The sequence below is a fragment of the Chryseobacterium phosphatilyticum genome (genome assembly GCF_002899825.2).
Taxonomy (GTDB): Bacteria; Bacteroidota; Bacteroidia; order Flavobacteriales; family Weeksellaceae; genus Chryseobacterium; species Chryseobacterium phosphatilyticum.
In genome coordinates, this window is the sequence record NZ_PPED02000004.1 from 277397 (window position 1) to 293104 (window position 15708).

11 protein-coding genes are annotated in these 15708 nt (G+C 36.0%); 7 read left to right on the top strand and 4 right to left on the bottom strand.

What is annotated here, in order from left to right:
* Positions 1-132: 132 nt before the first annotated feature.
* A complete protein-coding gene (locus C1631_RS16990) occupies positions 133-1524 on the bottom strand; it encodes a M949_1556 family lipoprotein (protein WP_109713514.1) in 1392 nt (463 codons plus the stop codon).
* A gap of 39 nt (positions 1525-1563) precedes the next feature.
* A complete protein-coding gene (locus C1631_RS16995) occupies positions 1564-4428 on the bottom strand; it encodes a TonB-dependent receptor (protein ID WP_109713698.1) in 2865 nt (954 codons plus the stop codon).
* Between the two features lie 247 nt (positions 4429-4675).
* Here C1631_RS16995 and C1631_RS17000 point away from each other — a divergent pair, with 247 nt between their 5' ends.
* The 3 genes from C1631_RS17000 to C1631_RS17010 all read left to right on the top strand — a co-directional run bounded on the left by C1631_RS17000 (position 4676) and on the right by C1631_RS17010 (position 8461).
* Complete coding sequence (locus tag C1631_RS17000) at positions 4676-5863, top strand: endonuclease/exonuclease/phosphatase family protein (protein ID WP_103247426.1); 1188 nt, start codon at positions 4676-4678, stop codon at positions 5861-5863.
* Positions 5864-5911: 48 nt separating this feature from the next.
* Positions 5912-6331: a DUF6146 family protein gene (locus C1631_RS17005; RefSeq protein ID WP_103247425.1), complete on the top strand. Its 420-nt coding sequence runs from the start codon at positions 5912-5914 to the stop codon at positions 6329-6331.
* 372 nt (positions 6332-6703) lie between these two features.
* Complete coding sequence (locus C1631_RS17010; RefSeq protein WP_103247424.1) at positions 6704-8461, top strand: T9SS type A sorting domain-containing protein; 1758 nt, start codon at positions 6704-6706, stop codon at positions 8459-8461.
* 69 nt (positions 8462-8530) lie between these two features.
* Here the strand turns inward: C1631_RS17010 and C1631_RS17015 are convergent, their stop codons facing one another.
* Positions 8531-9127 carry a superoxide dismutase gene (locus C1631_RS17015; RefSeq protein ID WP_103247423.1) on the bottom strand — a complete coding sequence of 199 codons (597 nt, stop codon included), beginning with the start codon at positions 9125-9127 and terminating at the stop codon, positions 8531-8533.
* Positions 9128-9412: 285 nt separating this feature from the next.
* On the opposite strand from C1631_RS17015, the gene C1631_RS17020 reads away from it, so the two are divergent.
* Positions 9413-10162: a 4-hydroxy-tetrahydrodipicolinate reductase gene (locus C1631_RS17020; protein WP_103247422.1), complete on the top strand. Its 750-nt coding sequence runs from the start codon at positions 9413-9415 to the stop codon at positions 10160-10162.
* A gap of 27 nt (positions 10163-10189) precedes the next feature.
* On the opposite strand, the gene rho is transcribed toward C1631_RS17020, so the two are convergent.
* Complete coding sequence (rho, locus tag C1631_RS17025) at positions 10190-12019, bottom strand: transcription termination factor Rho (RefSeq protein ID WP_109713516.1); 1830 nt, start codon at positions 12017-12019, stop codon at positions 10190-10192.
* A gap of 144 nt (positions 12020-12163) precedes the next feature.
* Here rho and C1631_RS17030 point away from each other — a divergent pair, with 144 nt between their 5' ends.
* The 3 genes from C1631_RS17030 (at position 12164) to C1631_RS17040 (ending at position 15699) form a co-directional block, all read left to right on the top strand.
* On the top strand, positions 12164-12553 hold the full coding sequence (locus C1631_RS17030; protein WP_103247420.1) for a DUF4293 family protein: 390 nt from the start codon (positions 12164-12166) through the stop codon (positions 12551-12553).
* A gap of 165 nt (positions 12554-12718) precedes the next feature.
* Positions 12719-13642 (top strand): M28 family metallopeptidase, encoded by a 924-nt coding sequence (locus tag C1631_RS17035; RefSeq protein WP_109713518.1) that lies wholly within the window; start codon positions 12719-12721, stop codon positions 13640-13642.
* A gap of 218 nt (positions 13643-13860) precedes the next feature.
* Positions 13861-15699 (top strand): ABC transporter ATP-binding protein, encoded by a 1839-nt coding sequence (locus C1631_RS17040; RefSeq protein ID WP_109713520.1) that lies wholly within the window; start codon positions 13861-13863, stop codon positions 15697-15699.
* Positions 15700-15708: the final 9 nt, after the last annotated feature.

The window sequence follows — 15708 nt, forward strand, 5'->3', positions numbered from 1 at the left end:
AATTAGAAATTAAATTTGTTTCCATAAAAAATCTTTTAATCTTTTAATTTCGCTGGACAATAATTTTGCTGCCAAAAACGATAAAAAAAGCCGTCTTTTTCAAGACGGCCTGTATATTAAATAGTAGCTCAATTATTGAACCTGAATATTATCTAATTGAATTGAAGTTGTTACACCGGATGATGATCCAGAGTATTCAAACAAGATAAATCCATTTCCTGTCACTGAAGCAGGAATATTATAAGTTCCCGCAGGGGTAAGCGTTCCATAATTCACCGCAGGAGCTTGAGGAATTGTAAATTCTGAAGTAATATCTACCTTAGTTGCTGCAGTAATATCTCCAAGAGGAGTATAATTAGTTGTATAGTAAACTTTCAGAGCATTACCATTCCAGAATCCAACATTTACATCAAATTTTAATGTACTAGCATCGGTAAAGTTTACTGGTACAGCAAAATAGGTCAGGTAACTTCCCGAACCTGAGTTCGCTCCCAACTGGATATATTTATTACCGCTGAAAGTTTTTAACTGCCAGTATCTGTTTCCTAACACCGCATCGTTTACATATTTAGGATAAATCTCAAGGTTCGTAGGACTTGTAGAATAACTTTCAAAATTTTCTAAGAAAGAACCTAAATAAGCAATATCAGTACCTCCTTTAGGCGGTGTTGCATCTACTCTGCTTCCTTTAAAATTAATATCTTTAGTATTTCTGATAAGCATTTGCCAAGTGGTATTATAACGGCTTACTACAAAAGTAATATCTCCGTTACCTGTTGGTAATAAAGTAGCTCCCTCAGAGAAGAATCCTGAATTTCTCAGGGTAACAGAACCTCCTGCACCATCTTCCAATCCTCTGTCTGTATCTACACCAGCACCTCCAACATAATCAATATATGTTTTGTTAACAGGGTAAATATCTCCGATTGCAAACTGAGAATTAGGAACCTTAACTAAAGTATTGATATATTGATCGCTCTTAGCTGCATTAAGATTTGGTAATTCAACAGGTTTAATAGCAACGATTTCAAGACCATTCCCATTACAAACCCCAGATACATATCTGCTTAACAAAGAGGCAGGAATTCTTCCAATTGAAAAAGTGGGGTCCACAGAACCTATTTTAACAGTTCCTCTGTCAAGACCTAATCTTAACCCTTTTGCGTTAATTCTGATATGAGCACCTACAGGGAAGTCTGCATAGTTACTTGACTTATCAACTTCAATCTGAAGACCGGCTGTAGGGTTTTCAGCTTTATCCTGGAAAGAGATGGTTTTGTAGAAGTTTCCGTTTTCGTCTGAAGAAATTACATACCCATCAAAGATCTGATCTGTAGTAATCAGTTTATATCCTGTAGCAGGAGCCTGAGCTTTAAAATCAGCAAGAGAAATGTTGGGTGCAGCAAATTTATTCTCACATTTAATGGGAGGAGTCTCCCACTCGTCTTTTTGTACACAAGAAGCAAGAGCAATTACAGCGAATGCAATTCCTGTTACCGGACTTAAGTATTTCTTTATGTTCATTTTGATATTTTTTAATTAAAGTAGTTAATAAACTGATGATTAAAATCTAAATTGTAAGTTCACGAAATATGATCTTCCCTGAGTATACCAGTATTTTGGAGCAAATAAAGTAAATTCTCTGTCAAGATCCTGAGCAAAACTAGGATACTTGGCATTTCTTGTTTGCTCAAACCCTCCTGTAATGTATCTTTTGTTATCTAACACATTATTTACGGTTGCAGAAAGCAATACGTAATACTTGCCGATCACCCATGATTTACCTGCATTTACATTCAGGAAGAAAGATGAAGGGAGTTTGTTAGGTTGCAACACTCTTCTTAAATCCCCTTCTGTTAAACCTGAATAAGGTGTACCGGTATTGTCATTCTGTACAAATGATTCTGTTCTTACCAATGAAGCAGGATCCAGATAATTATCATCAAAATAATTCCAGTTTCCACCTACCCACCAGTATTTAGGGTTATTATAACGGAACCCTAAAGAGAACGCCTGTTGAGGGGTTCCTCCCTGACGGTAGTTTTTAAGGTAAGATTTACCCATACTTGTATAAGGAAGTCCGTTACCGAAAACTCCTACAGCATCTGACGCAAAATACGTCATTGGGTCATTCTGATAAGTATACTGTCCGATACTTGCCAAACCTTGCAATGATAATGTAGGTAATACCTTCACATCTAAGCCCAGTTCCAAGCCCATATTTCTTTTCTTCACATCAGTCATGATCTGTGAAACAAATGCACTCTGAACGTTCGTTTGGTTACCGTCTGCATCAACACTCTTCAATGGAATTCCATCTGCAAAGAATCTCTGAACAGTAGTTTCATTGCTTGTATCAATCAAATATCCTGTCAATCTCATTTTCAGGAAAGGAGTAGAAATCACATAGCTAAGATCATTAGCATTGACTACCATACTTTTTATCCCCGGAGCTACAGATCCGTTGACTCTTGGATTTACAAACAAATCTTCCAGATAAGGAGCCTGATTATAATAAGCACCATTATAAACAAGGAAGTTTCTTCCGTTTAGTTTATAAATGATCTGGCCTTTAAGGCCAAAATTCCAGTAATTATAGTCTGTTCCTTTTCCGTAAGAATCATTATATAAATAATGTTTGAATAAGCCTTCTCTGTTGGAAGATGAATATCCTGCCATTGCAGAAACAAATACATCAAATTTTCCTGTTGAGAATTTTAATCCCGGGTTTACTTTCACTTCCTGTCTTCTGAAAATGTAGTCATACCCCATTTTATCTCCTACCCTCTTCGTTACATTGCCTTCACCATCATTGAACAAACCTGATTTCCCAGGCTGATTGGTTGCTGCAAACGGATCTCTGTTCAGTACAAAGTCTGCCCCCAAAAGATCATTTACCTCTCTGTATTGCTCAGAATAATAGTTTTGATAAGATACATTGAGTAAAAATTTAGTTGTATCCGTGAAATTGTGTACAAAATGGGTTGCTGCATTCCAGATTCTATCATCGCTTACATCATTTACCAGATAATATAGAGCTCTTTTACCTGTCTGCCCATAATAAGATCCTACTGGCTGGGACATGTTTCTTCTGTATAATCTATCCCAATCCAGTTGAGTAACTTTTGGATCTCCTGATTGCCATGCTGCCAATGCTGTTCTGTAGGCATCCTGTGAAGTGGTCATTGAACCATCAGCATTGATAACTGAAGCATTAGGATCTAAAGAGTCATAATAACTTGGTAAATTTCTGTAATACGTAGGAGATGGATTCTGAACATTCTGCCAGTCTAAACGGGAACCTTTGTCTTTCCCAAACTGATACGAAAGCGATGTCCAAAGACTTGATTTCTTATTAATCTTCCAGAAGTCCTGAATTTGAAAAATAGGTTGAAAACCTTTTCTTACCCTTTCACTTCTTTGTTCTCCATCCTGATATCCCCAATAAGAATTATAATGTACTCCTCTGTAATCATATACTTCCTGTGTACTCGGGCTTGCAGTAGATCTTCTGTAAGGAGCACCAATAAAGTTGAATGTTACCGTGTGATTGTCACTTAATTTTTTCTCAATTCCTAAATACGCTCCATAAGCATCATAGAATGTACCTTCCTGGATTCCCTCTTCAGCCCATCTTCTTGCACCCATTACAGTGAAAGCCCATCCTTTTTTACTCATTCCTGAAGAATAACGCAGGGAAGTTCTGTTTCTGTAATTTCTGTTGGTTAAAGATTGGGTAAACTGGAACCCTTTTCTATACTCACTGGCCTTTGTATTTTTGTAAACAACCGAGCTGTTTCCTCCAAATGTATATTCCGAAGGGGAATGGTTGGCAGAAACTTCAGGATACCTTGTAATTTCATTCAGTCCACCCCAGTTATTGAAGTCCACATTACCATTATCAGATTTCAACATAGAAACCCCGTTGAGCATATTTTCGCCTGTTCTTCCATCAATTCCTCTTGGGCGGAACCAGTAAAATCCAAGATCAAACGCGGCAATTCTGCTAAAAATGTCTTGAGAAGACTGAAGCAAACCTACAGTTGAAGCTTGTCCACTGCTATTGCTATCATCATCATCATTGTCAATAATCGCTAAACCTTGATCAGCGCTTGTAAGAGCAGAATAAAGAGTAATAACTCCTAAATCCTTTCTTTTCTCATCCGCTACGTCAAACTCCATCAACTTGGTTTCGAAGTTGGGTTTCGTAATCACAATTTGGTAATGGCCCGGCTGCAGATCTACAAACTGGAAATATCCAATTTTGTCAGCCGTTACATCATTTTCGCTCCCTTTTAAATCTACTTGTGCCTTTTCAATAGGCTTTCCTTCTGCATCCTTAAGATACGCAGACACAGTGGTCTGTGCAAAATAATATGAAGCAGGAAGTAAAGTAAATAAAGAGACTAATGATAGTTTTTTAATCATGAGTATATTATTTTTTTTAATACTTTTCTTCTTAATTCTCAACAGTTTAAAAGTTGGGGGCACAAATTTAGTCAAAATTTGCAATTAACAACTTTTTTAACATTATTTTTCCTTAACATTGCAAGCTTTTATGAATGATTAAGTAAAAGGCTTATATTTATTCCCTTTTAAATTTACAAATATTTAAAATTGAATGAATTAAAAAGAAGTAAATTTGTCGTTTAAATAATTTTTAATACTCTAGAGGATGAAGAGATTTATGAGTTTTATGGCCATCATTTTTTCAGTAATGGCTTTTGCACAACAGGGAAAACTTAGAAAAGTGGCTACTGTTGGCTTTTTGAATGTAGAAAACCTTTGGGATACAATACGCTCAGCAGATTATATTGACGGAACTAAAGATATCAAAAATCCGGCATTCCATAGAAGCATCCCCATCGATTCTGTAAACTTTTTAGATGTTGAAAAGTATGACGGACCTTGGAGTGATGGGGCTTTAAAAGGAAAAAAAGTAGTCAGATACCAAAGTGGCTCAGAAGAATTCACCCCAAAAAGTGCTAAGAATTACGGCTCTAAAATATACAAAGCCAAATTAGCCAACGAGGCAAAAGTAATTTCTGAAATGGGAGCACAGTATACCAAAACAGCTCCTGCAGTAGTAGGTCTGATCGAAGTTGAAAACAGACAGGTTATTGAAGATCTTATTAATGAACCCGCTTTGAAAAAATACGATTATGGAATTATTCACTACAACTCGTATGACTACAGAGGTATTGATGTTGCTTTAATCTATCAGAAAAGACGATTCACCCCGAGCAATTCATTAAAAAAGGAATTGAAAATTTTTGGCAGTGACGGAAGAAGAGAATACACCAGAGACATTTTGGTGGTAACAGGATTTTTAGATAATGAAAAGGTGGCATTCTTTATGAATCACTGGCCTTCAAGAAGAGGAGGAGAAGCAGTTTCTTTACCTAAAAGAAATGCCGCCGCCGCTTTACTAAAGCAACAGATGGACAGTATAAGAGCCGTAGACCCTTCAACAAAGCTTTTCGCTATGGGTGACTTTAATGATGATCCTGTAAGCTCCAGCTTGAAAAATTATCTGAAAGCACAGGCGAGCCCAAAAGATTTAAGTGATGAAACTCCTTATCTCAATTTAATGTATCCTCTATACAAAAAAGGGGTTGCTTCTTTGGCGTACCAGGATGCTCCTAACTTATTCGACCAGATTATTGTTTCTAAAAACCTGGTTTCTGATCAGGTAACAAAAGAATATTCTGTATATAAAGCAGAAATTTTTGCTCCGGCTTATCTTGTGAATAAAGAAGGAAATTATAAAGGCTACCCTTTCAGATCCTGGAATGGAGATCAGTTTACAGGCGGCTACAGTGACCACTTCCCGGCATTTGTAGTTCTCCAGAAAGAACCATAAAAATTCAAGCACTCTCAATGAGTGCTTTTTTTGTGTAACTTTATGAGTATGAAAAATATCATTTTAATACTATTCATTGTCTTAATCCCTTTTAGTTGTTTCTCACAGGACAATTCAAAGAAAGACAAAGAGCATAATGAGATGAAACCGTCTAAAAATGATGACGGAGAATGGGATCTCACGGTGATAGATACTCAGTTTGATTATTTTTTAAATGCCGTTGCCAGACCTATCAGCCAATATTCAGAATCGTATCTGAAAACAAAGAATACCTTTCTTGTCAATGAATGGAACGGTTATTATAATTCAGGAAAATATAGAAACATTATAGAGTCGGGAATTGATTATGATCCCCGTGAAAACTACGGAATCAAATTCGAATATAAGTTGTATCAGGTATTTGCCTATGTAAAATGGAAATACGGACTTAAAATGAATGGGTTATCAGGCAGTGACGCTGTAAGGTAGTATTTATTATCAAACAGTAACTTTCTTGCCTCAATACATAAATAATGTATACATCTCTTCCAAGTTTTATTTATATTTGTAACTCACTGGATATTGAATTCCAGAAAACAAAAAACTAATAGTAAGCCATGAAAAAATTTTTTCCAGCACGATCTGTGCTCACGATCTGCGTATCCCACCAATTTTACATTCCGCTGGCATCACCCTCATTCTGCAGTGAAACGATCAATATAAATAGCAATTTAACTGACATTCTACCTGCTCAAAGGTTTATTGATTACTCTTCCATTACAGGCCGGTAAAAAATGAACCCGATATTTATTCTGGCAAAAACAAACATTCTTAAAAACTAAATAACAAACCAATAACCATATGAAAAACAAAATCTCTCTTTTACTCATGGCGCTATGTCTTGGTGCAAACTCTTTATATGCCCAACATGAAAATGACCATTGGGTATTTGGCAATAATAAGTGGAAATTTGATGCTACGCATTATTTGGGCTACATACATACTATAAATTCTCCTTACTTAAGATATGCCAGTTCGGTAATTAGTGATAAGAATACGGGAAATCTTTTATTCTATAGTGACGGCTATAAAATTTATGATAAAAACGGAGCCGTTATGAACAATGGAGACAATTTATTTGGCGTTAATAACACCGCCTTCAATACATTTGGGAATCCATCCGACCAATCCTCCATTATCGTTCCATTACCTAATTCCAATTCTATCTATTACGTATTTTACATCAATGGTGATAAGAAAGTAGATGATCAGGAAAATTTATCCGATACAACCTCTTATAACTATGGATTACGATATGCCATTGTAGATATGTCTTTAAATGGAGGTTTGGGAGCTGTTACCTCAAAGAATAATATTTTATTTTCGAATTCACCTACCAATGCATTAACGTCGACAGTGGGAAGCAATGGAAATTCTTATTGGATTGTAACGGCTAATAATGGTAATTTTTTATCTTATAAACTTACACCTGGAGGACTAAACACAAACCCTGTGTCCAGCCCTGCGCCCAACTATGGAAACTTTTTTAAGATATCTCCCAATAGCAAGAAACTGGCAACAAGGATTAATAAGGGAAATAATAAAGGAATTTATCTTTCTGATTTTGACAACGCTACAGGAATTTTCAGCAATCAGACTAATATTGTCCCTCCAAGCAGCGGAGGTCAGTTTTTAGAACCTTCTGATTTCACGAACAGTGCAGAGTTTTCGGGGAATAGTGATTTCCTCTATTTCACAAACTCAGACAAATGCCTATGTGATTATCCGGCAGCAACATCAACCGTTTATTCATATCAGATTTCAAACAGTACATTCAATTATGTATATGGTCACCAGGGAGGGCATAACCTGTCTATGCAACGAGCTGCTAACGGAAAAATTTATATGATTCAAAATTATCAAACAGCTTATAATGCTTCAGGTATCAGAGATGTTGTTTTAGGCTGGACATCCGGAAATAGCTATCATTCATACTCCTGGGTAATTATGGACAATCCCAATATTGTTAATTCATCTTTTAACAATATTGGCAGCCAAATTCCAAATGCAAAAAATGGATATGCTTTTCCCCAATTGGTTCCTCATTTAGATAATACCAATAAATGTCCTAATATTGAGGTTATTGATTATCCAATTGCAAATTCAATGAATTTTCAGGCAGCTCAGTCAATCATTGCATCTTCAGTTATTAATAATGGGTTAGTTGTTAATTATAAGGCTGGTCAAAATGTACTATTACTTCCAGGCTTTAGTTCAATAGCTACCGCAGGCAGCTTATTTAAGGCGTATATTGCCCCGTGTGACGGCATTGAAGCTTTTGCAAAAAACAACGATACTTCATCTGCAAACTACTCTAATGAGAAAACATTGACAGTACCATCTCAACTAAAAGTATATCCAAACCCTGCTTCAGACTATATTAATATCAGTAGTGGGAATGAGAAACTGATTTCCTGGGAATTATACGATATGTCAGGAAAATTAATCCTAAAAGGAAATGAAAAACAGATCGACGTACGAAGTATAGTAAAAGGAAATTATCTGCTAAAAATCAATTCAGAAAGAAATCAAACCTCAAAAATGGTTATCATCAAATAATCACAGAATATCAATAAATAAAAAGGTTCAGAAAATTCTGAACCTTTTTATTTTTATAATAGCCTAAAATTATTTGTTGAATAATTCCTCTACTTTATCCCAGTTTACTACGTCAAAGAATGCAGAAACATAGTCAGGTCTTCTGTTTTGATAGTTTAAATAATAAGCATGCTCCCAAACGTCTAATCCAAGAACCGGAGTTCCTTTAACGTCCGCAACAGGCATTAATGGGTTATCCTGGTTTGGAGTAGAAGAAACAGATACGGATCCGTCAGCATTTTTCACCAACCAAGCCCATCCTGAACCAAATCTTGTTTTAGCAGCATCTGAAAAATCAGTTTTGAATTTTTCAAGACCACCATAGTTATCTATAGCAGCTTTTACATTTCCTACAGGCTCTTTGCTTCCTCCCGGAGTCAAAATTTCCCAGAATAAAGAGTGATTGAAGTGTCCTCCTCCATTATTTCTTACAGCAGGCTTATCAGTTCCTGTCTGGCAGATTTCTTCAATAGATTTTCCAGCTAAGTCAGTCCCTTCAATTGCTTTATTTAAATTGTCAATATACGCCTGGTGATGTTTTGTATAGTGGATTTCCATAGTTTTTGCATCGATAGTAGGCTCTAATGCATCATATGCATATCCTAATTTTGGTAATTCAAATGACATAATCTTTATTTTTAATGTTATAACCCAAAATTAGCCAATATTTAAGCTATTATCAAAGATTGGGGATTACTTTAATAAATCTTTAACATTGACATATTGATTTAGAATGAATTAAATTTTAAAAATATTTTTTTTCACTCTGATTAAAAATGATTGCCATCACTACATATGGTGAATACTATTGAAAACATACTTTATTTTCAATTTTGTAACTTACACAAAACGAGCACTATTCCATAAAAAAATATTGTTCTCACTGAATGTTTAACTTAAAAGACTTTTATTATGAAAATTGGACTTTTTGGATTTGGAAAGGCAGGAAAGGCCGTTGCTTCAGTAATCCTTCAAAGCAAAGATCATTCTTTACAGTGGATTTACAGGAAAACGAACCGGCTAACTACCAGAGATGCCGCTGATTTCTTAGGGATAGAAAGTGATGATCCCGGGTATTTTTATTCAGATAAAAAAATGAGTGTGGAAGCATTATTGAAAGAACATCCTGTAGATGCCATTATAGATTTCTCCTCTAAAGAGGGTATTTATATGTATGGGGAATCTGCAGCTGAAAATGAAATAAAAATCATTTCAGCAATTTCCCACTACTCTGACAAAGAAGTTGGATTTCTTCATAAACTGGCTCAAAAAGCAACTGTATTTTGGTCTCCAAATATTACTTTGGGAATTAATTACCTCTTATATGCTGCCCAATTTTTAAAAAAGATTGCCCCATCAGTAGATATAGAGATTATTGAAGAGCACTTTAAAGACAAACAAGGAATTTCAGGGACTGCCATCCGGATTGCGGATGTCTTGGATGTAAAAGACGAAAAAATCAATACTATAAGAGCGGGAGGAATTGTCGGAAAACATGAGGTTATTTTTGGTTTTCCCTTCCAGACGGTACGACTCATTCATGAATCAATTTCGCGAGATGCTTTTGGCAATGGAGCCTTGTTTGCCGCCGAACATCTTATCAATAAAAAACCGGGCTTCTATAAATTTGAGGATTTATTACATCCTTATTTCAAAGTATAGAAGCCCGGCTTAAGAAAATTTAATTTATTATCTATTCATAGACATCAGGAACTCTTCATTATTCAGGGTTCCTTTGATGTTTTTATCAACAAACTCCATCGCTTCTACAGGATTCATTTCAGAAAGATATTTTCTTAAAATCCACATTCTCTTCGATGTAACTTCATCAAGAAGAAGATCATCTCTACGCGTACTTGATGACACAAGATCAATGGCAGGATAAATTCTTCTGTTAGCTATTTTTCTATCCAATTGAAGCTCCATATTACCAGTACCTTTAAATTCTTCAAAGATAACTTCATCCATTTTAGAACCTGTATCAATCAATGCAGTTGCTATAATGGTTAAAGACCCTCCTCCTTCTATTTTTCTGGCTGCACCGAAGAATCTTTTTGGCTTGTGAAGAGCATTGGCATCAACCCCACCGGAAAGAACTTTACCTGAAGCAGGAGTAACGGTGTTATACGCTCTTGCTAATCTTGTAATAGAATCCAGCAGGATCACCACATCATGTCCGCACTCTACCATTCTCTGAGCTTTCGCAAGAACCAGGTTTGCTACTTTCACATGTTTTTCGGCTGCTTCATCAAATGTAGAAGCAATAACTTCTGCATTTACGCTTCTTTCCATATCAGTAACTTCTTCCGGACGTTCATCGATAAGAAGAACCATCATATATACTTCCGGATGATTCGCTGCAATAGAATTAGCAATATCTTTTAGCAACATTGTTTTACCTGTTTTAGGCTGGGCAACAATCATTGCTCTCTGCCCTTTTCCAATGGGTGCAAATAAATCTACGATTCTTGTAGAAACAGTAGATCCGCTTCCTGCAAGATTGAATTTTTCTTCCGGGAAAAGTGGAGTCAGATATTCAAAAGCAACTCTATCTTTAATAAAGGCAAGATCACGTCCGTTAACCTCTGTAGGCTTTAATAATGAAAAATATTTTTCACCCTCTTTTGGTAATCTTACAATTCCTTTAACTGTATCTCCGGTTTTCAGACCAAAATTTCTGATCTGGGCGGTAGATACATACACATCATCAGGGGAAGAAATATAACTGAAGTCTGAAGAACGTAAGAATCCATAGTTATCCGGTAATATTTCTAACACTCCTTCAATACTCACCATTCCATCGAAACTGAATTCTTTCTTATGATCATGCTGCTCCTCTGCCTTTTCAGAATGTCTGTTCTGATTCTGGTTTTGGTGCTGATGTTGATGTTGGTTTGGGTTTTTATGTTGGTTTCCGCTGTTTTGCGGGTGGTTGTGTCCTTTTTGAGGTCTGTTAGCCTGTTGCTGTTGTTGAGGGGGATTGTTCGGCTTATCTTCTGCCGGAACAGGCTCTTGGGATTCTGTGTTTTTAGGAGCTTCTTGTCTTTCCTGGGATACTTCTGTATTACCCGTGTTGGTAGAAACTCTTTTTCTCTTCTTTTTAGCATTTGCTGTCGTGGCAGATACTTCTTCAGTTGCCGTTACAGCTTCAGCTTTGGGCTCTTCTGGCTTTATTTCCTCAGAAACCGGTATTTGTTCTATTACTTTTTCCTCTACTTTAGGTTCTACCGGTGCTTTAGCATTAGCTCTGGGCTTGGCTGGGGCTTTCTTAGGGACAGCAGCTTTTCTTGCCGGGGCTTTAGCAGGTTTTTCTGCCTGATCCTCTTCAGTATTTATACTGGTTGTCTCTGTGGCGTTGAAATAATCTTTTGAGACTTTGGGGTTGGAAGCCTGAAAGTCAAGAATAGCAAAGATCTTGTCATTTTCATTGCTGTTTCTTGCAACTTTAACGCCCAAATCTTTTAAGATTTTAGTCAGTTCCGTTACGGATTTTGACCTTAACGTTTCTATGTTAAACATACTTAATGTAAAAATGTAATTAATTGTGAGTAAGAAAAGTAAGTCCGGTGACTTTTGTTTTCAAGTACATTGTATAATGCAAATCTACACTTATTTTTGAATTGTGCAAAATTTATGTTATTTTTGCCAAGAATTTAATATTCAATGCTACAGAGAATACAAACTATTTGGACATTATTAGCAGTTTTAGCTGCTGTTTTTCTTTTCATTACAGGACAGGATGTTGTCGTATCCGGCAATATTCCGGCACTTAATATTGGTTGTATCCTACTGGTTTTAACCGGAGCATTAAGTATTTTCAGTTTTAAAAACAGAAAAAGACAAATTCTGCTGAATACCATCAGCATTATTATAAACGCTTTGTTGATTGGTGTATTGGCGTACTGGTTACTAAACTTATCCGGAGGAATTCAATTTCCTGAGAAGGGTATTGAGCCGATTTTCCCATTGATCGCGATGATCTGTCTGCTTATTGCAAACATTTTTATCCGCAGAGATGAGAGGCTCGTAAAATCTGTAGACAGACTTCGATAGCCTTACAACGATTTTTTGAGTGAGAACAGTTCCCTTATAAGGAGCTGTTTTTTATTTTGTGTATTTCGCCTTCATCCTGCCGTCTTTACCTCAATTTATTTATGTACCTTCCTGCAACTTTTCAGTAAAAGTCACGACACATTAAATAACCATTAATTAAAGACAATGAAAAAGCTAACCTATCTTACATTATCGCTATTCTCCATATTTACCTTTGCACAGGAAGTTTCAAAAGAAAGAGTAAAAACCATTCTATCAACATTGGCCTCTGATGAAATGAAAGGACGGGAAATCGGGACTCCTGAAAACGAAAATGCGACCCAATATATTGCTACACTTTTTAAAGAAAACAATCTCGACTATTGTACCGGAAATTCTTATTTGATTCCTTTCGATTACAAAGGTAAAAAAGTCTATAATGTATGTGGTGTAAAAAAAGGAAAGACGGATAAGTATTTAGGTTTCTCAGGGCATTTTGACCATATCGGCACCAGTAATAGCAGCGGAGATAATATCTACAATGGCGCAGATGATGATGCTAGTGGAATTACTACTTTGGTAGGTATTGCAGATTATTTTAAAAATAAAAAACCAGATTTCTCTATGGTTTTCATGGCATTCAATGGAGAAGAAAAAGGAATGCTAGGATCAACAGCAATATCTCAGGATAAAAACCTTGATATGATCTATCATCATATGACTGCTCTTTTCAATTTTGAAATGGTTGCTACAGAATCTCAATGGGGCAAAAATGCACTGTACATGACGGGAGACGGATTTTCAGATCTGGATGAATTATTTAACAAAAATGCAGTAAACGGATTAAAAATAAACGCTGATCCTTATGCAAGAGAACAATTATTCTATCGATCAGACAATGTAAGCTTTGTAAAAAAGAAAATCATTGCCCACTCCTTTTCAACGGTTGATATGAGTAAGGCCACCCATTATCATCACGAAAATGATGATATTTCTATTGTTGATTTTGACAATATGACTCAAATCATCAACAATTTTGGGAAAACTCTGGAAAAATTAAATCGTCAAAATTTCTCCCCGAAATACAATGATCAGGTAAAATATAATTAGTTTTATCATCATATAAACCGTCGATAAGGCGGTTTATTTTTTTCGCCAATACTGTCCTGATACCTGATCATATTCTCTATCCCGCAAAAATCATAAAGAGATCACCTTCAGTTGTAACAAAAACATCTTCTTTAAAACATATTAATTAAAGTAAAATAGGATTAAGAACGTCTTATCTTTTAATTTTACGTAATTTTGCTATCCAATTTTTTCATTGAATGAACGAATATAAAAAAATCTTAAAGTTCGCGAGACCGCATCAAAAATATATCTACGGAAGTTTATTTTTCAATATTCTGTATTCCGTATTTCAGATTGCTTCCTTAGGTACTATTTTACCGGTATTGGGAATGCTTTTTGGAACGATTAAGCCTGAGAAATATGAGACAGCCCCCGTTTATTCAGGAGAGTTCCTCGATTTCTTCTCGTATGTGAAAGATTACTCTAACTACTATATTCAAAATCTTGTTGGTGAATATGGCGCCCTTAAGGTACTTGCATGGCTGTGTATCATCACTGCATTCATGTTCTTATTGAGAAATATGTTTAGATATTTTGGCGCTTTCCTGTTGATCAATTATCGTGTAGGAGTTACCAAAGACCTTCGTGGAGCCATGTACAGAAAAGTACTTTCTTTACCTGTTTCATTTTTTACAGAAAGCAGAAAAGGAGATTTAATGTCTCGTATGTCTAATGATGTAGGCGAAGTTGAAGGGAATATATTAGGAAGTCTGGTTGAACTGATCAATGCTCCGTTTATGTTGATCAGTACACTAGTGAGCTTATTTTTCTTAAGTGCTGAAATGACCCTTTTTTCATTGCTGGTATTACCTGTAATGGGAACCATGATTGCCCTGGTAGGAAAAAGCCTTAAGAAAGATTCACATGAGGCACAAAATGAAATGGGAACGATCTTTTCAATCGTAGATGAAACCCTGAAATCTTCAAAAGTCATTAAAATTTTTAATGCAGAAAAGATCATGGACAACCGTTTTATGAAGTCTATGAATAAATGGATCTCCAGCTCTATCAGTTTGGGAAGAAAGAAAGAATTAGCATCTCCGATGAGCGAATTTTTAGGCTCTATCACCTTCTTAATCATTGCATGGTACGGAGGAAAACAAATCATTGTTGAGCAAAGCATTTCTCCTGCCGACTTCCTTGTTTTCCTTGGATTATTCTTTCAGATTCTTCCCCCTGCAAAAAGTTTATCAACTTCCATTTCCAATGTGCAGAAAGGAGAAGCTTCTCTGAAAAGAGTATTGGAAATTCTGGATGCAGATGTAAAAATTGAAGAAGTTGCAGAACCGGTTTCTATTTCAACTTTGCAGAATAATATAGAGTTTAAAAACATTGGATTCTACTATGATAAATCTAATTTAATTCTTAAAAATTTCAATCTGACCATTCAGAAAGGAAAAACCGTTGCGTTAGTGGGACAAAGTGGAAGTGGCAAAACAACCATTGCCAACCTTTTAGCCAGATTCTATGATGTTTCGGAAGGAGAAATTCTGATTGACGGAACCGATATTAAACATCTGAAATTACAGGAATATCGTAAGCTTTTGGGAATGGTAACCCAGGAGTCTGTGTTATTCAATGATTCGGTGTATAATAATATTTTAATGGGTAAACCTGACGCTACGAGAGAAGAGGTCATCGCCGCTGCTAAAATTGCCAATGCCGATGACTTTATTACCAATCTTTCGGAAGGATATGATACCAATATCGGGGACGACGGGAATAAGTTGTCTGGAGGGCAGAAACAGAGGGTTTCTATTGCAAGAGCCGTATTGAAAAATCCACCCATTATGATCCTTGATGAAGCAACATCTGCCCTGGATACGGAATCAGAAAGATTTGTACAGGATGCTTTAGAGAAAATGATGGAAAACAGAACGTCTTTAGTCATTGCCCACCGACTTTCAACCATCCAGAAAGCAGATTGGATTGTGGTCATGGAAAAAGGCGATATTGTAGAGCAAGGTACCCACCATGATCTTATTGCTAAAAAAGGAATGTATAACAAACTGGTTGAACTCCAGAATTTCGACTAACCATTTTAA

Excerpts from the sequence above, each read along its gene's own strand:
- C1631_RS17005 (WP_103247425.1), top strand. The coding sequence starts at position 5,912 with ATGAAAAATATCATTTTAATACTATTCATTGTCTTAATCCCTTTTAGT.
- C1631_RS17015 (WP_103247423.1), bottom strand. The coding sequence starts at position 9,127 with ATGTCATTTGAATTACCAAAATTAGGATATGCATATGATGCATTAGAG.
- C1631_RS16990 (WP_109713514.1), bottom strand. The coding sequence starts at position 1,524 with ATGAACATAAAGAAATACTTAAGTCCGGTAACAGGAATTGCATTCGCT.
- C1631_RS17010 (WP_103247424.1), top strand. The coding sequence starts at position 6,704 with ATGAAAAACAAAATCTCTCTTTTACTCATGGCGCTATGTCTTGGTGCA.
- rho (WP_109713516.1), bottom strand. The coding sequence starts at position 12,019 with ATGTTTAACATAGAAACGTTAAGGTCAAAATCCGTAACGGAACTGACT.
- C1631_RS17000 (WP_103247426.1), top strand. The coding sequence starts at position 4,676 with ATGAAGAGATTTATGAGTTTTATGGCCATCATTTTTTCAGTAATGGCT.
- C1631_RS17040 (WP_109713520.1), top strand. The coding sequence starts at position 13,861 with ATGAACGAATATAAAAAAATCTTAAAGTTCGCGAGACCGCATCAAAAA.
- C1631_RS17020 (WP_103247422.1), top strand. The coding sequence starts at position 9,413 with ATGAAAATTGGACTTTTTGGATTTGGAAAGGCAGGAAAGGCCGTTGCT.
- C1631_RS17030 (WP_103247420.1), top strand. The coding sequence starts at position 12,164 with ATGCTACAGAGAATACAAACTATTTGGACATTATTAGCAGTTTTAGCT.
- C1631_RS16995 (WP_109713698.1), bottom strand. The coding sequence starts at position 4,428 with ATGATTAAAAAACTATCATTAGTCTCTTTATTTACTTTACTTCCTGCT.
- C1631_RS17035 (WP_109713518.1), top strand. The coding sequence starts at position 12,719 with ATGAAAAAGCTAACCTATCTTACATTATCGCTATTCTCCATATTTACC.